Annotated in this window: 16 protein-coding genes; 7 read left to right on the top strand and 9 right to left on the bottom strand. The window is 30.1% G+C overall.

The genetic code is table 11. The features are described from left to right. Window position 1: 1 nt before the first annotated feature. The 5 genes from PMT9312_RS00940 to prfB all read right to left on the bottom strand — a co-directional run bounded on the left by PMT9312_RS00940 (window position 2) and on the right by prfB (window position 2,882). Window positions 2-598 (bottom strand): anthranilate synthase component II, encoded by a 597-nt coding sequence (locus PMT9312_RS00940; protein WP_011375752.1) that lies wholly within the window; start codon window positions 596-598, stop codon window positions 2-4. 12 nt (window positions 599-610) lie between these two features. Continuing rightward, the gene (locus PMT9312_RS00935) at window positions 611-1,021 is read right to left on the bottom strand and encodes a diacylglycerol kinase family protein (protein WP_011375751.1); all 411 of its coding nucleotides are present in this window, start codon (window positions 1,019-1,021) and stop codon (window positions 611-613) included. Between the two features lie 6 nt (window positions 1,022-1,027). Continuing rightward, window positions 1,028-1,567 carry an rRNA maturation RNase YbeY gene (gene ybeY / locus PMT9312_RS00930; RefSeq protein WP_011375750.1) on the bottom strand — a complete coding sequence of 180 codons (540 nt, stop codon included), beginning with the start codon at window positions 1,565-1,567 and terminating at the stop codon, window positions 1,028-1,030. A 6-nt stretch (window positions 1,568-1,573) separates the two neighbouring features. Next, window positions 1,574-1,756 carry a DUF3285 domain-containing protein gene (locus PMT9312_RS00925; protein ID WP_011375749.1) on the bottom strand — a complete coding sequence of 61 codons (183 nt, stop codon included), beginning with the start codon at window positions 1,754-1,756 and terminating at the stop codon, window positions 1,574-1,576. Between the two features lie 3 nt (window positions 1,757-1,759). Beyond that, window positions 1,760-2,882 (bottom strand): peptide chain release factor 2 gene (gene prfB / locus PMT9312_RS00920; RefSeq protein ID WP_152556513.1). Its coding sequence is split into 2 segments (ribosomal slippage): window positions 1,760-2,806 and window positions 2,808-2,882, totalling 1,122 coding nucleotides; the frame shifts between segments, so codons are not numbered across the junction. Between the two features lie 76 nt (window positions 2,883-2,958). Here prfB and grxC point away from each other — a divergent pair. Together grxC and gshB are read left to right on the top strand one after the other, a co-directional pair. Continuing rightward, on the top strand, window positions 2,959-3,213 hold the full coding sequence (grxC, locus tag PMT9312_RS00915; protein ID WP_011375747.1) for a glutaredoxin 3: 255 nt from the start codon (window positions 2,959-2,961) through the stop codon (window positions 3,211-3,213). A gap of 5 nt (window positions 3,214-3,218) precedes the next feature. Continuing rightward, window positions 3,219-4,142 (top strand): glutathione synthase, encoded by a 924-nt coding sequence (gshB, locus tag PMT9312_RS00910; protein ID WP_011375746.1) that lies wholly within the window; start codon window positions 3,219-3,221, stop codon window positions 4,140-4,142. Here the strand turns inward: gshB and PMT9312_RS00905 are convergent. Beyond that, window positions 4,135-5,547: an isochorismate synthase gene (locus PMT9312_RS00905; protein ID WP_011375745.1), complete on the bottom strand. Its 1,413-nt coding sequence runs from the start codon at window positions 5,545-5,547 to the stop codon at window positions 4,135-4,137. The genes gshB and PMT9312_RS00905 overlap by 8 nt on opposite strands. A gap of 101 nt (window positions 5,548-5,648) precedes the next feature. On the opposite strand from PMT9312_RS00905, the gene menA reads away from it, so the two are divergent. The 3 genes from menA to PMT9312_RS00890 are packed head-to-tail and all read left to right on the top strand — an operon-like array spanning window position 5,649 to window position 8,727. Continuing rightward, window positions 5,649-6,566, top strand: coding sequence for a 2-carboxy-1,4-naphthoquinone phytyltransferase (gene menA, locus PMT9312_RS00900; RefSeq protein WP_011375744.1), 918 nt, complete (start codon window positions 5,649-5,651; stop codon window positions 6,564-6,566). Then, complete coding sequence (locus PMT9312_RS00895; RefSeq protein ID WP_011375743.1) at window positions 6,563-7,528, top strand: o-succinylbenzoate synthase; 966 nt, start codon at window positions 6,563-6,565, stop codon at window positions 7,526-7,528. Before menA ends, PMT9312_RS00895 begins: the two co-directional genes overlap by 4 nt. Next, on the top strand, window positions 7,525-8,727 hold the full coding sequence (locus PMT9312_RS00890) for an AMP-binding protein (RefSeq protein WP_036924455.1): 1,203 nt from the start codon (window positions 7,525-7,527) through the stop codon (window positions 8,725-8,727). Before PMT9312_RS00895 ends, PMT9312_RS00890 begins: the two co-directional genes overlap by 4 nt. Before the next feature lie 10 nt (window positions 8,728-8,737). On the opposite strand, the gene PMT9312_RS00885 is transcribed toward PMT9312_RS00890, so the two are convergent. Continuing rightward, entirely contained in the window at window positions 8,738-9,190 is a 453-nt protein-coding gene (locus PMT9312_RS00885; protein WP_011375741.1) for an acyl-CoA thioesterase, read from the bottom strand. Window positions 9,191-9,199: 9 nt separating this feature from the next. Continuing rightward, the gene (locus tag PMT9312_RS00880; RefSeq protein WP_011375740.1) at window positions 9,200-10,387 is read right to left on the bottom strand and encodes an NAD(P)H-quinone oxidoreductase subunit H; all 1,188 of its coding nucleotides are present in this window, start codon (window positions 10,385-10,387) and stop codon (window positions 9,200-9,202) included. Window positions 10,388-10,425: 38 nt separating this feature from the next. Here PMT9312_RS00880 and rsmH point away from each other — a divergent pair, with 38 nt between their 5' ends. After that, a complete protein-coding gene (gene rsmH / locus PMT9312_RS00875; RefSeq protein ID WP_011375739.1) occupies window positions 10,426-11,328 on the top strand; it encodes a 16S rRNA (cytosine(1402)-N(4))-methyltransferase RsmH in 903 nt (300 codons plus the stop codon). A gap of 14 nt (window positions 11,329-11,342) precedes the next feature. Here the strand turns inward: rsmH and PMT9312_RS00870 are convergent, their stop codons facing one another. Continuing rightward, window positions 11,343-12,488 (bottom strand): cysteine desulfurase family protein, encoded by a 1,146-nt coding sequence (locus PMT9312_RS00870; RefSeq protein WP_011375738.1) that lies wholly within the window; start codon window positions 12,486-12,488, stop codon window positions 11,343-11,345. Between the two features lie 58 nt (window positions 12,489-12,546). Here PMT9312_RS00870 and PMT9312_RS00865 point away from each other — a divergent pair, with 58 nt between their 5' ends. Further along, window positions 12,547-13,275 (top strand): response regulator transcription factor, encoded by a 729-nt coding sequence (locus PMT9312_RS00865; protein ID WP_011375737.1) that lies wholly within the window; start codon window positions 12,547-12,549, stop codon window positions 13,273-13,275.

Below are 13,275 nucleotides of genomic sequence, written 5' to 3'. Positions count from 1 at the left end.
TCTACTTTTGTTCAGCCATTTTTAGAAAATTACTAATTAATTTATGACCAAATTGCGTCAACACACTTTCAGGATGAAACTGTACCCCATGTAAATGTTTATATTCTTTGTGAGATATAGCCATAATAGTTGAATCTTCTAAAGTCGCATTTATGTCGAAACAAGATGGTAAAGAACTTGAATCAACTATAAGACTATGGTATCTAGTCGCTACAAATGGAGTCTCGATATCTTTAAACAATCCTTTTTGATTATGAAATATTTTGGATGTCTTACCATGCATAAGTTCTTTACCAACTATAACCTTACCTCCAAAAGCTTGAGCCAAAGCTTGATGACCTAAACAAACTCCCAATGTCGGAATATTTTTAGATAATTTTTTTAGTATTGGCAGACAAATTCCAGATTGATCTGGATTGCCTGGACCTGGAGATAATAAAATGCCACTAGGATTGAGTTTGATAATTTCTTCTAAAGTAATTTCATCATTTCTTTTAACTATTAATTCTTTAGTTATTTCATGCTCAACTGAAAGTTCTCCTAAATATTGAACAAGGTTATAAGTAAAACTATCGTAATTATCAATAACAAGAAACATATTTATATGTATTTAAAATAACAACTTTATTTTAGGAACAAATATATATACAGCAATAATAACAGAATTAATGGAAGCTAATAATACTGCTCCTGCAGAAGTATCTTTTGAAATTTTAGCCAAAATACTAAATTCTTTTTTCACTACTAAATCAACGATTGATTCAATAGATGTGTTTAATATTTCTAATATTAAAACAGACATAATTGTTGCAATCAAAATTACATAACTACTTAGACTAATTTTGAGTAAAAAACCAATTATTAAACTTGTAACTGCAAAAATTAATTGAATTTTAAAATTTCTTGAAGTTTTTATTACATAACTAATTCCACTGAAAGCATATTTAAAACTTATAAATACACTACTAGAAGTTTTGTATGATTCTTTTCTATTTTCTAAATAGTTTATTTTTTTTTCCATTGATTTTTAATTTAATCGAGTAATTAAATATTCTTGAAAATTTAACATATTTTCTAAATCATGTTCATTATTATGTTCCCATCCCAAAAGATGTAAAAATCCATGACTAGCCAACCAGATCATCTCTCTATAGATTGAATGTTTATATTCATAAGATTGCTCAAGTGCCATCTCTAATGATATAAATATATCTCCCAACTCTATTTGATCTAAATTATTTAGAGATTCATCAGAAATGATTGGAAAAGATAGAACATCAGTTGGACCATTTTTTTGCATCCACTTCTTATTCAAAGAAGCAATTTCTTGATTAGATATTATCTGTAATCCTAATGAAAAAGATTTTTTTTCAAAAATATAATATGGCAATTCATAATCCTCTTTTTTTAATATTGTGTTTATCCAAGATAAAAAAACTTTCTCCCAAAAAATAGATTCAAAAATAAGCTTAGTTTTACTATCTTTTAACTTATTTGAAAATTGAGAAAAATCATTACATTGAAAAACCAAATCTAAATTGATTTCAGAAATAATTTTTTCTTTCATACATTCTTAAACAGGAATATTGGGCTTACCTATAGTGGCCACAAGTATTAATATCCCAATTAAGACTAGAAAGGTTATTGAAAAATGAGAAATACTTTTTGAACCTTTCCTTACCATATTTCTCATAGCAAGCTTTATAAAGCTTGGAGGAGCAACTTTTTTTTCTAAAATTTCTTTTTTATTTTCCATTAGTTATTCAATAGATTCGTTCGAAGAAATATTCATACGTAATAATTCATGAATAAATGGTTCAAGTCCACCATCTAAAACACTATCTAACTCGTTAGTCTCCTGCATAGTCCTAAGATCTTTTACCATTTGATAGGGATGGAAAACATAATTTCTTATTTGATTGCCCCATGCAGCTTCTACAATATCACCTTTAATATCAGCGATTTCAGCAGCTCGTTGTTCTTTAGCAATCACTAATAGTTTAGACTTTAGAAGTAACATAGCTTTTTCTTTATTTTGTAATTGAGATCTTTCTTGGGTGCATCTTACTGAAATCCCGGAAGGCAAATGAACAATTCTTACTGCTGTTTCTACTTTATTAACATTTTGTCCTCCCGCTCCACCGGATCTACTCGTTGTAATTTCTAAATCTTTTTCAGGTATATCAAGCGAAATATTATCATCTAATTTTGGCATAACCTCTACCCCAGCAAAGCTGGTTTGCCTTTTGCCATTAGCATTAAAAGGAGAAATTCTTACTAATCTATGAGTTCCTTTTTCATATTGCAGATAGCCGTATGCATATTTTCCATCAATTTCAAACGTTACACTTTTAATACCTGCTTCTTCTCCTTGAGATAATTCATTGATTATAAGGCTCATTTGATTATTATCGGCCCATCTTGAATACATTCTCAATAATATCTCTACCCAATCCTGCGCATCTGTTCCACCGGCACCTGCTTTAATAGAAACTACTGCTCCTTCCTTATCGTATTCACCACATAACAATCTTTCGAATTCCCATTTATCTAAATTATCTCTTAATTTCTTTAAGCCCTGCTGGGACTCCAAAATCATTTCCTCTTCAGGTTCTAAAGAATAAAGCTCAAGAGAGGCATTAGCATCAGAAATAAAAGTTTTCCATTTATCTAACAATTCGAGTTGGGCTTTGACATCATCAAGGATTAACATTTGCTTTTTAGCTGCTTCTTGATTCTCCCAAAATTCAGGCTGAGCAGAAATTTGCTCTAACTCTCTCCTTTTTGCTTTTAATCTTGGTACGTCAAAGACAATCCTGAGCATTACCCAGGCGCACTGTCAGTTCCGAAAGATCTTTTTTGAAATCTGTAATATCTATCAAAATAGAATTTAATCGTTATTTATAATCTAACAAGCACTTTTGTTTAATAGTATAAACTAAGTATTATTTTAAAAAAATGTCCAAAGTTGAAATTTATACTTGGCAATATTGCCCATTCTGTATTCGAGCAAAATCACTACTTAAGAAAAAAAATGTAAATTTTACAGAATATAAAATAGATGGCGACGAAGATGCCAGAGAATTGATGATTGAAAGAGCTGATGGTAGAAGAACATTACCACAAATCTTTATAGATAATGAGGGTATCGGAGGCTGCGATGATCTCTACGCATTAGAAAATGAAAATAAATTAGAAGCATTATTAAACTAGATCTTATGAAATTTCTATTCGTAATAGATCCAATTAAAAATATAAATCCCTTAAAAGATTCAACTGCTGCTTTAATGCAAGCATCATCAAAAAAAAATATTGAAATCTGGAGTTGTACTCCTCAAGACCTTGAAGCTAGAGGTGATGAAGTATGGGCATCTTCCGTAAAAGTTGAAGTAAATCCGTGGATTTCTTTCAAAGAGAATGATTGCATACCTCTCGCCGAATTTAATTGCATTTGGATGAGAAAAGATCCTCCTGTAAATGAGGCTTATTTATATGCAACCCATCTTTTAGAAGTTGCCGAAAGAAAAGGAGTAAAAGTAATTAACAAACCCTCATCGTTAAGAGCATGGAATGAAAAGCTAGGTGCTTTGAGATACAGCCACTTAATGGCACCTACAATAGTTGCGAGTAAGGTAAAAGATCTTATTAATTTTGCAAATATAAATAATGAAGTAGTCATAAAACCTCTTGGAGGAAAAGGTGGACAAGGTGTTATAAGGATAAATAAAAATTCTCCAGGAATTAAATCAATCATTGAATTAATCACTTCTCAAGAAGAATTACCCGTTATGATGCAAAAATTTATTCCTAAAGTCATAGAGGGTGATAAAAGAATAATTATCGTAAACGGTGAAGCAATTGGATCTATAAATAGGATTCCTCAAGGAGGCGATTTTAGGAGTAATTTAGCGTTGGGAGGGAAGGCTGAACCCACATTATTAACAGAAAAAGAAAAAAGTATTTGCTCAGAGTTATCTCAACATTTCAAAGATGAAGGTTTGTTTTTTGTAGGTATTGATGTAATAAATGGAATGCTTAGCGAGATTAATGTAACCAGTCCAACAGGTTTAAGAGAAATAGAAAATTTATCTAATAAAAATGTTTCAGAAGAAGTTATTGAAAAGTTAATAGAAATTATTTAGAAGTTTTAGCAAAAACTATTTGTTTTACTAAAGATTCAAATTTTAATCTAATCTCATCTATTTCTTTTTCTAAAACAGATCCTGAAACTATCCCTGAACCGGCAGTGAATTCAATATTTTCTTCAATATATCTAGCGCCTCTTATTGCTACAAGAAATGAAGCATTTCCTGATGAATCAACCCAGCCCATTGGAGAAGCATAATTTCCTCTAGCAAAAGACTCAAGAGTATTAATCCAATACAATGCCTCATTCTTAGGATATCCACAAACAGCCGGCGATGGATGCAAATTTTTAAGCAATTCAAAAGGACATATATTTTCAACTTTAGAGAAAATAAGTGTTTGCAAATGTGAAATATCTCCAAATGAATTTACCTTGATATCACTTTTTTTAAATTTTTTTATTTTTAAAATTTCTAAACATTTAATTAAATAGTTTATTACATAATTATGTTCCTTTAAGTCTTTAGAACTTCCAAGGAGGTTATTAAAATTAGAGTTAGTTGAGATCGTTCCGGCAAGAGCCTCAAAAGTTAAATTTGGTTTAGTAAAAGAAAATAATTTTTCTGGAGATGCTCCAAAAAAAATATCTTTACTATTTCTTTTCCAAACGTATCTGCATGTATTTGGTTGATTATTTTTTAATCTTTTTAAAATTTCTACTAAATCTAATTTATTTTTAAGTTTTATTTTAATCCTATTTGCTAAAACTATCTTTTCGAGGATACCCTTATCTACTAATTGAATTCCTTTATTTACTATTTTTTTCAAATTTACATTAGAAATTTTAAGGGAACTTAAGAAATCATCAATAATAGGAAAATCAAAACTATTTTTTAAACTAGATAATTTTTTTAATTCTGAGCCAGAATTAATAACTTGATTTCTAATTGCCCATATTTCTTCAATTAATATTCTTAATGATGACTTACCTTCAACATGACCATTAATTCTTAACCAGCAATTATTATCGCTTTTGATAATTAATATTTTTGGTAAGATAGCTTCCAAACTAGGAACATCTGAAGATAAATTCTTATTATTCAAATTTTCAGAAAAAGAAAATAAATAAATTATTTTTGAAAGTGAGCAAATATGTGATTCATTTGTTAAGTTAATTAAATTTTTAAAATTTTCAGTATTAAACTCTTTTGCTACCTCATATCTTCTTGGACCATCCAAAGTAACATATTTACATTTATCGAAAGCAATGTAGGAAATACCATCAGATTCCTCCCAAAATGAAGAAAACTGATATTTATTTATAAACAATTCATATACTTGAAATAAATCAATACAAGGTATCTCAACACAAATACTTACTAATCCAGAATTTTCCACCTTCTTATCGAAAGTGGAAAATAAATCTTTTAAAAAATCTGTAAACTTTAAATCATTTTTCATTACTTATTGAAAATAACTAAAAATCATGCAATAAAGTAAAAAATGTAACTCAATTTATAAACTATATTTAATAATGATGGAATTTTGTGTGTTAATTAAAAATGGATGAAAATAAAAAAAAATTATGGAAACAAGCAATAAAATGGCCTCTTTATTCTGTTGCAATACTTCCAGTTTTTATTACAGGGGCTTATCTACTAAATCAATATGAAACAGTAAAAATATATAATTTGCTTGCATTTACGTTAGCTGCAATTTTGATATTACTTTGGGAAAATCTAACTAATGATTTATTCGATGCAGAAACAGGAATCGATGAATTTAAATTCCATTCAATTGTAAATCTTATAAAAAATAAAAAATTAATTTCATTTATTGCCTATACATCTTTAGTTATTGGTTTATTAATAATTTCAATTATTTCAGTATCAACAAGCGTAAACATTTTGATTTTAGTAGCAGCTTGCTGCTTCTTAGGATATTTATATCAAGGACCTCCTTTTAGATTTGGCTATCAAGGGTTAGGAGAACCATTATGCTGGCTTGCATTTGGACCTTTTGCTTACTCTGCAGTCTTAATAGCGTTAAATCCATCTAATATTTATTTCGAAGATATTCCTTGGAAAGTTTCTTTATTACTTGGTTCAGGACCTTCCTTAGCAACAACTCTAGTATTATTTTGTTCTCATTTTCATCAAATTATTGAAGATGAAAAGCATGGCAAACATTCACCTTTAGTTCGCCTGGGAGCAAAAAAAGGTTCTCAATTTGTGCCTTGGATAATCTTTACTATATATATTTTTCAACTTTTCACCATACTTACTGGATTTATTCCAATTTTTTGTATCCTATATTTGATTAGTTTTCCTCAAGCAATAAGGCTTATAAATTTATTACACTCTTCGTATAACAAACCTTTAGCAATAAAAAATTGTAAATTCATTGCAATAAAATTCCAAACTCTTAATGGAATTGGCTTAATAACAGGATTAATTTTTAATTACTTGATTAATAAATGAACTTAAATTTTAAAAAAAAATCTTATTGCTTTAAGTTATCAACAAAAGTAGAAAATTCTAAAACTGCTTACCTTACAAAATCGGGTTGGATCATTAAATTAAAAAATAATGATAAGAAAATTGGATTTGGAGAGGTTTCACCTCTTCTAAAAGAAGACTTAAAAAAATGTGAAGAACAATTAAATATGATTCCTGAGCATGTAGGAGTATTAAATTTATCTAAGCAAATAAATATTTTTCACCCATGTATTCAATCTGCAATAAATTCAGCTTTAGCAGAAATAAATGGAAAAATAATTTTTAAAGAAAACTATTTTTTTGATGAAATTGATAAAACAGCCATACTTTTAAATCCTAAAAATGTCATTTCAGATTTAAATGAAATTAAAAAAAGTCAATCTAATATTGGAAAATCAGTAACAATAAAATGGAAAGTAGCTTTAAGAAATAATAATGAGGAAGAAGCGATTTTAGAAGAAATTTTAAGCCAAATAGATAATAATATTAAGTTGCGGATAGATGCTAATGGTTCTTGGGGAAGAGAGATAGCTAACAGATGGGCTGAAATTTTGAAAGATAACAAAAATATAGATTGGTTGGAACAACCTCTTTCTGTTGATGATATTGATGGACTAAAAGAACTGAACAAAAAAATTCCAATAGCTTTAGACGAATCACTTTTAAAATTTCCAACTTTGATTAATGAGTGGAAGGGTTGGCAAATTCGAAGGCCTTCTCAAGAAAAGAATCCAGATAAGCTTTTAAGAGACTTGGAAAATAAAAAAGCTTTAATATCCATAAGTACTTCATTTGAAACTGGAATAGGAAGGAGATGGCTTTATCATTTATCATCTCTGCAGTTACAAGGACCAACACCAAAAGTTCCTGGTTTAGCAATGAATAAATTCCCTAACTCTTTCCTATTTACAAATGAAGCACAAAAGATATGGAATCAATTATGAAAAATAAAATTCATATTATTGAAGTTGAAAATAATGAAACTCAATCTATAAAGAAAATTATTCAGAAAATTAGAGAGAATAAAATAATTTATATAAGAAACAAATTTTATAAAAACGAAGAGGTGCTAGATACGATTCATAAAAATGGGCCAGCAATTATCTTAAACAGCAGTGGGAGCAGTGGTAAACCTAGAAAATGTATTCACCATTTAGATAATCTCAAATTATCTGCCGCTTCTTCAGGACAATGGCTAAAAGAGCAAGGATTTGAATTGCAAAACTGCTTAATTTTCAATACTTTACCCCTTAACCATATAAGTGGATTAATGCCAATTTTTAGAAGTCAAACTTGGGGATGTAATTGTATTAATATTTCTCCGAATTTAATAAAAAAAACTCGAGAACTTTTACTTTTTACAATTAAATATAAAAAAAACAAAAAGCACTTGATTACGTCATTAGTACCTACCCAATTAAACAGACTTTTATCTGAAAAAGATGGTATTAATTGGCTAAAAATTTTTGATTTAATTTGGGTAGGTGGAGCTTCAATTACCCGGGAAACTGCAGAAAAATGTATACAAGAACAAATAAAATTAGCACCTTGTTACGGCTCAACTGAAACAGCAGCAATGGTTACGAGTTTAAAACCAAAAGAATTCTTAATGGGTTTTGAAAACGTTGGAGAAATACTACCTGATACAAAAATAAGAATTAACAAACAAGGATTAATCGAGATAAAATCAGCCAGAATTGGAATCGAAATAATAGAATCTTCAAAAACTGAAAATTTCAAAAATAAAAATGGGTGGTGGCAAACTGGTGATTTAGGTGAAATTAATCAAATCAATAATTCTTTATATTTAAAGTTTATTGGAAGAATTGATAACGCTTTTAATTCAGGAGGAGAAATCGTTTTCCCAGAAGTAATTGAATCTCGATTAAATGATTTCATTATGAAAGAAAATATCCCAATTAATAAATTCAATATTTCAAAAGTACCCGACAAATTATGGGGAAATAAAATTAGTATAATTGTTGAATTTAGAGAACTTACAAATCATAAAAATATTGAAAATTCATTAAATTTATTAAAAAACTTTTCTCAAAGTTGGCCTAAACATGAAAAACCAGAAAAGTGGATTATTAAAAACAAAAATACAAGTACAGAAAAAATAAACTATCAATTTAAAAAATAATAAATAAAAATTAGCACTCTTTTAAATTTGTACTTATATTTGAAGCCTCTATCCATCTTTCTAGCTGATCGGGAAGTTCTATTTTATTTCTTGAATCAACATCTAAAGAACAATGTATTATTTTTCCTTCTGCTACTTTATTTCCATTTTTCATAAAAAAGCTATTTACTCGGAACAAATGAGGATTAATTTTATGAGGGTAAATTTTTACTTTTAATAAATCTCCAATTTTAATGGGCGCAAGGTAGTTCGCTTCGCAATTTACTATGGGAAAAATAATTTGACTTTTACGTATAGAAAAATCTGGAAAAATATCTTGATAAGGAATCCCATAAATTTCAATACTCTCTTCCCAAGCTTCGTGTGACCATTTTAATAAGTTATGAAAATGAATTACACCTGCAGAATCACAATCACCAAATCGTACTTTCTTCTGCAATATTAACCAATCAGAGGGTTTCATTTAAAAAACTTATCTATCGACGGATCCCATAATGACATCTATGGAACCAAGAATTGCCATAATATCGGCGATTTTGGCACCTTTAAGAATATGAGGCAATATTTGCAGATTATTTAAATCAGCTGCTCTGATTTTAAATCTCCATGGGGTAACTTCATTATTTCCTTGAATAAATACACCTATTTCTCCTTTCCCAGACTCTAATCTTGTATACAATTCTCCATTAGGAATTTTAAAAGTTGGAGCAACCTTCTTAGCTACATATTGATAATCAATACCAAATATTTCACTCTTCTTATCTTCAGTCGCCATTCTTTGAGCTTCTAAATTTTCTGTTGGACCTCCTGGAATCATTTTACAAGCTTGGCGAATGATGCTTAATGATTGTCTCATCTCTTCAACTCTTACTCGATATCTCGCATAACAATCTCCTTCTTTTTCTGAAGCAATCTGCCAATCAAAATCATCATAACATTCATAACTATCTACTTTCCTTAAATCCCAGGAAACTCCAGAGGCTCTCAGCATTGGGCCAGACAAAGACCAATTAATTGCCTGATCTCTTTCTATTGTTCCCAGACCTTCAATTCTTTTTCTAAAGATTGGATTATTTGTGATTAATTTTTCGTATTCATCTATCTTAGGACCGAACCAATCGCAAAAGTCTATACATTTTTCTAACCATCCGTATGGAAGATCACATGCTACACCACCTATCCTAAAGAAATTATTATTTATGAGCCTTTGTCCAGTAGCAGCTTCCCAAAGATCATAAATCATTTCTCTTTCTCTAAAGATATAGAAAAATGGAGTTTGAGCTCCTACGTCTGCTAAAAAGGGACCAAGCCATAAAAGATGATTAGCAATACGATTAAGTTCCAACATAAGAACTCTGATATAACTAGCTCTTTTAGGAACTGGAATATTAGCTAATCTTTCAGGAGCATTTACTACAATAGCTTCATAAAACATTCCTGCGGCATAATCCATTCTGCTTACATAAGGGACATACATAACATTTGTCCTATTTTCAGCTATCTTTTCCATTCCTCTATGCAAATATCCAATTACCGGCTCACAATCAATGACATTCTCACCATCAAGAGTTACAACTAACCTTAAAACCCCATGCATTGAGGGATGGTGAGGGCCAAAATTGACCACCATTGGTTCTGTTCTAGTCTCTAGCTGGGCCATTCGAAATTTAACTTCTAAATAAATCTTAGTCGAAAGTTATGCAAACTGACCTATCTGATTCATCTTTTTTCAATCATAAATCAGTGATGACAGATGAAATTTTAGCCTCATTAGAGCATTACCCATTAATACATAACAACCAACTTAAAGGAATAGACGCAACTTTAGGCGGAGGCGGGCACTCTTATCATTTACTGAGAAAATATTCGGATTTACATATAATTGGACTTGATCAAGATCCATTCGCAAGAAAATCAGCATCAAAAAAGCTTGATGAATTTAAAAATAGGATTGACATAAGGGCTGCAAATTTTGCGGATTTTGAACCAAAAGAAAAAGTTTCTTTTGTAATTGCAGATCTTGGAGTAAATAGTAACCAAATTGATGACCCTAAAAGAGGATTTAGTTTCCAAAAAGATGGTCCACTTGATATGCGCATGAATCCTTTTCTTGAGGTTGATGCAGAGAAATTAATTGAGACTTTACAAGAAAAAGATCTAGCTAACTTAATTTATAAATATGGAGATGAGAGATTATCAAGAAAGATTGCTAGGAAAATAAAAATGGATTTAAAGGTAAATGGGAAATATTCTGGGACAAAAGAGTTAGCTTATTCTATTGCAGGCTGCTTCCCACCAAAACAAAGATATAAAAAAATACACCCAGCAACTAGAACATTCCAAGCACTAAGAATTGCCGTTAATAAAGAAATTGAAGTATTAGAAAAATTTTTGCAAATTGTCCCTGATTGGCTATTGCCAGGCGGAATTATTTCTATTATTAGTTTTCATTCCCTAGAGGATAGGTTAGTTAAAAGTTCTTTTAAGAATGATCAAAGATTAAAAAACCTGACAAAAAAGCCAATAACTCCCTCCGAACAAGAAGTAGAAATAAATAAAAGAGCTAGAAGTGGAAAATTAAGAGTTGCTCAATTAAATTAGTGAGCCAATAATTCCTAACGTAATGCTTTGATTGTATTAGTAAGTATTTGAATTGCTTGTTTTATATCTTTTGAACTAGTGCTTAATCCAATACTTAGCCTTATTGAAGATTGTGCTTCTTTAAAAGATCTACCTAAGGCGAGTAAAACGTGAGAAGGTTCACCATTACTGCATGCTGATCCACTAGAACAAATTATTTTAGATTTTAAAAGTTTATGAAAGTTTGCTCCGTTTAAATCCAATACAGTCAAATTCAAATTGTGAGGTAACCTTTTTTTTATGGAGCCATTAATTAATAAACCAGAATTATTTTCTAACAAACCCTTTAAAAGGTTGTTTCTATACAAAAGTAATTTTTCAGCATTCTTTTTTTGATTAAGAACGGCTATCTCTATTGCCTTAGCAAAGCCTACTACTAGAGGGAGAGGTAATGTGCCAGATCTTAGACCATATTCCTGCCCTCCTCCAACAATTAAAGGTTCCAGATTAATTTCTTCATCAATCAAAAGAAGACCTATCCCTTTTGGGCCATAAATTTTATGAGAACTCATCGTTATCATATTTACATTTGATAAAAGATCGTTTAACTCTATGTAACCTAAACATTGTGCAAAATCTGAGTGAAAAGCTATTCCTCTCGAGTTACATATCTTTGAAATATTCTTTATGGGCTGAATAACTCCTATTTCGTTATTTGCCAACATGACACTCACCATAAATGTATCTTCTCTTATGTTCTTTTTGAACTTTTCTTCTGAGATCAACCCATCTCTTTCTGGAGTGATTTCTGTAACCATAAATCCCTCTTTTTTTAGTTGATTTAGGGGCTCCAATACAGCTTTATGCTCTGTTTTTAAGGTAATAATATGTCCATAATGCCTTGTTTTTTTATAGTAATTTCTTGCAAAACCTATTAAGGCTAAGTTATTAGATTCTGTCGCCCCACTTGTAAAGACAACCTTTTTATTATGGAGAAATAAAGTTTTTTCTATACTTTCTCTTGAGGCTTCCAAGATAGCGCTTGCGTTTATACCCGCCAAATTAGATTTGCTTGAAGGGTTAGAAAATATCTCACTCCAAAAAGGTTTCATAGAATCAACAACATCTTTAGAGCAAGGAGTTGATGATTGGTAGTCTAGTAGTATGGGAGTTGATAGCATTGTATTTAGTATATAAAATTCTCATTATTACTAGAAACCAAATTAAAGAATTTAAAAAATGAATGAAATTAATCAAATAAATAATGAAACAGTAAGAAAATCAAGAATTTTATTAGTTGATGATGAACCTGGTTTAAGAACAGCTGTTAAAACATTTCTAGAAGATGAAGGGTTTGAAATATTTATTGCAGTTGATGGAGAGGACGGTTGGGAAAAAGCTCAAACAATTTTTCCTGATTTGATTATTAGCGACGTTATGATGCCCCGAGCTAACGGTTATGCTTTATTAGAAAAAATTAGAGAAGATGAAAAATTAGGAGGAACTCCAGTTATATTTTTAACCGCAAAAGGAATGACCTTAGACAGAACAGAGGGTTATCTTGCAGGAGTTGATGATTATATTTCCAAACCTTTCGACCCCGATGAATTAGCTGCGAGAGTTAAAAATGTAATCAATAGACAAGAACGTTTACTAAAAGAAGCAGCACGATTCGCAGATATTGATGTAAGCAAAATGGCTAAGCAAATTACTGAAATAAAATCTATGCTAACAGACCAAAATCCGACTAATTCAGAAAATAAAATAAATCTTCCTAGTTTTACTCCAAGAGAAGCAAGTGTACTTCAACTAGTAGCAGAGGGGCTGATGAACAAGGAAATTGCAAGACAGCTTGAAACATCGATTAGAAATGTTGAAAAATATGTAAGTAGACTTTTTATCAAGACAGGTACATCTAGCCGAACCGAATTAGTTCGTTATGCACTTGAAAATAATTTAGTAAAATAA

It is taken from the genome of Prochlorococcus marinus str. MIT 9312 (assembly GCF_000012645.1).
GTDB classification, from domain to species: domain Bacteria; phylum Cyanobacteriota; class Cyanobacteriia; order PCC-6307; family Cyanobiaceae; genus Prochlorococcus_A; species Prochlorococcus_A marinus_L.
The sequence above is the reverse complement of the archived record's forward strand: the minus strand, read 5'-3'. Positions and strand labels throughout refer to the sequence as shown.

Excerpts from the sequence above, each read along its gene's own strand:
- grxC (WP_011375747.1), top strand. The coding sequence starts at position 2,959 with ATGTCCAAAGTTGAAATTTATACTTGGCAATATTGCCCATTCTGTATT.
- PMT9312_RS00890 (WP_036924455.1), top strand. The coding sequence starts at position 7,525 with ATGAAAAATAAAATTCATATTATTGAAGTTGAAAATAATGAAACTCAA.
- PMT9312_RS00885 (WP_011375741.1), bottom strand. The coding sequence starts at position 9,190 with ATGAAACCCTCTGATTGGTTAATATTGCAGAAGAAAGTACGATTTGGT.
- PMT9312_RS00935 (WP_011375751.1), bottom strand. The coding sequence starts at position 1,021 with ATGGAAAAAAAAATAAACTATTTAGAAAATAGAAAAGAATCATACAAA.
- rsmH (WP_011375739.1), top strand. The coding sequence starts at position 10,426 with ATGCAAACTGACCTATCTGATTCATCTTTTTTCAATCATAAATCAGTG.
- PMT9312_RS00925 (WP_011375749.1), bottom strand. The coding sequence starts at position 1,756 with ATGGAAAATAAAAAAGAAATTTTAGAAAAAAAAGTTGCTCCTCCAAGC.
- PMT9312_RS00865 (WP_011375737.1), top strand. The coding sequence starts at position 12,547 with ATGAATGAAATTAATCAAATAAATAATGAAACAGTAAGAAAATCAAGA.
- ybeY (WP_011375750.1), bottom strand. The coding sequence starts at position 1,567 with ATGAAAGAAAAAATTATTTCTGAAATCAATTTAGATTTGGTTTTTCAA.
- PMT9312_RS00870 (WP_011375738.1), bottom strand. The coding sequence starts at position 12,488 with ATGCTATCAACTCCCATACTACTAGACTACCAATCATCAACTCCTTGC.
- PMT9312_RS00895 (WP_011375743.1), top strand. The coding sequence starts at position 6,563 with ATGAACTTAAATTTTAAAAAAAAATCTTATTGCTTTAAGTTATCAACA.
- PMT9312_RS00940 (WP_011375752.1), bottom strand. The coding sequence starts at position 598 with ATGTTTCTTGTTATTGATAATTACGATAGTTTTACTTATAACCTTGTT.
- menA (WP_011375744.1), top strand. The coding sequence starts at position 5,649 with ATGGATGAAAATAAAAAAAAATTATGGAAACAAGCAATAAAATGGCCT.
- PMT9312_RS00880 (WP_011375740.1), bottom strand. The coding sequence starts at position 10,387 with ATGGCCCAGCTAGAGACTAGAACAGAACCAATGGTGGTCAATTTTGGC.
- PMT9312_RS00905 (WP_011375745.1), bottom strand. The coding sequence starts at position 5,547 with ATGAAAAATGATTTAAAGTTTACAGATTTTTTAAAAGATTTATTTTCC.
- gshB (WP_011375746.1), top strand. The coding sequence starts at position 3,219 with ATGAAATTTCTATTCGTAATAGATCCAATTAAAAATATAAATCCCTTA.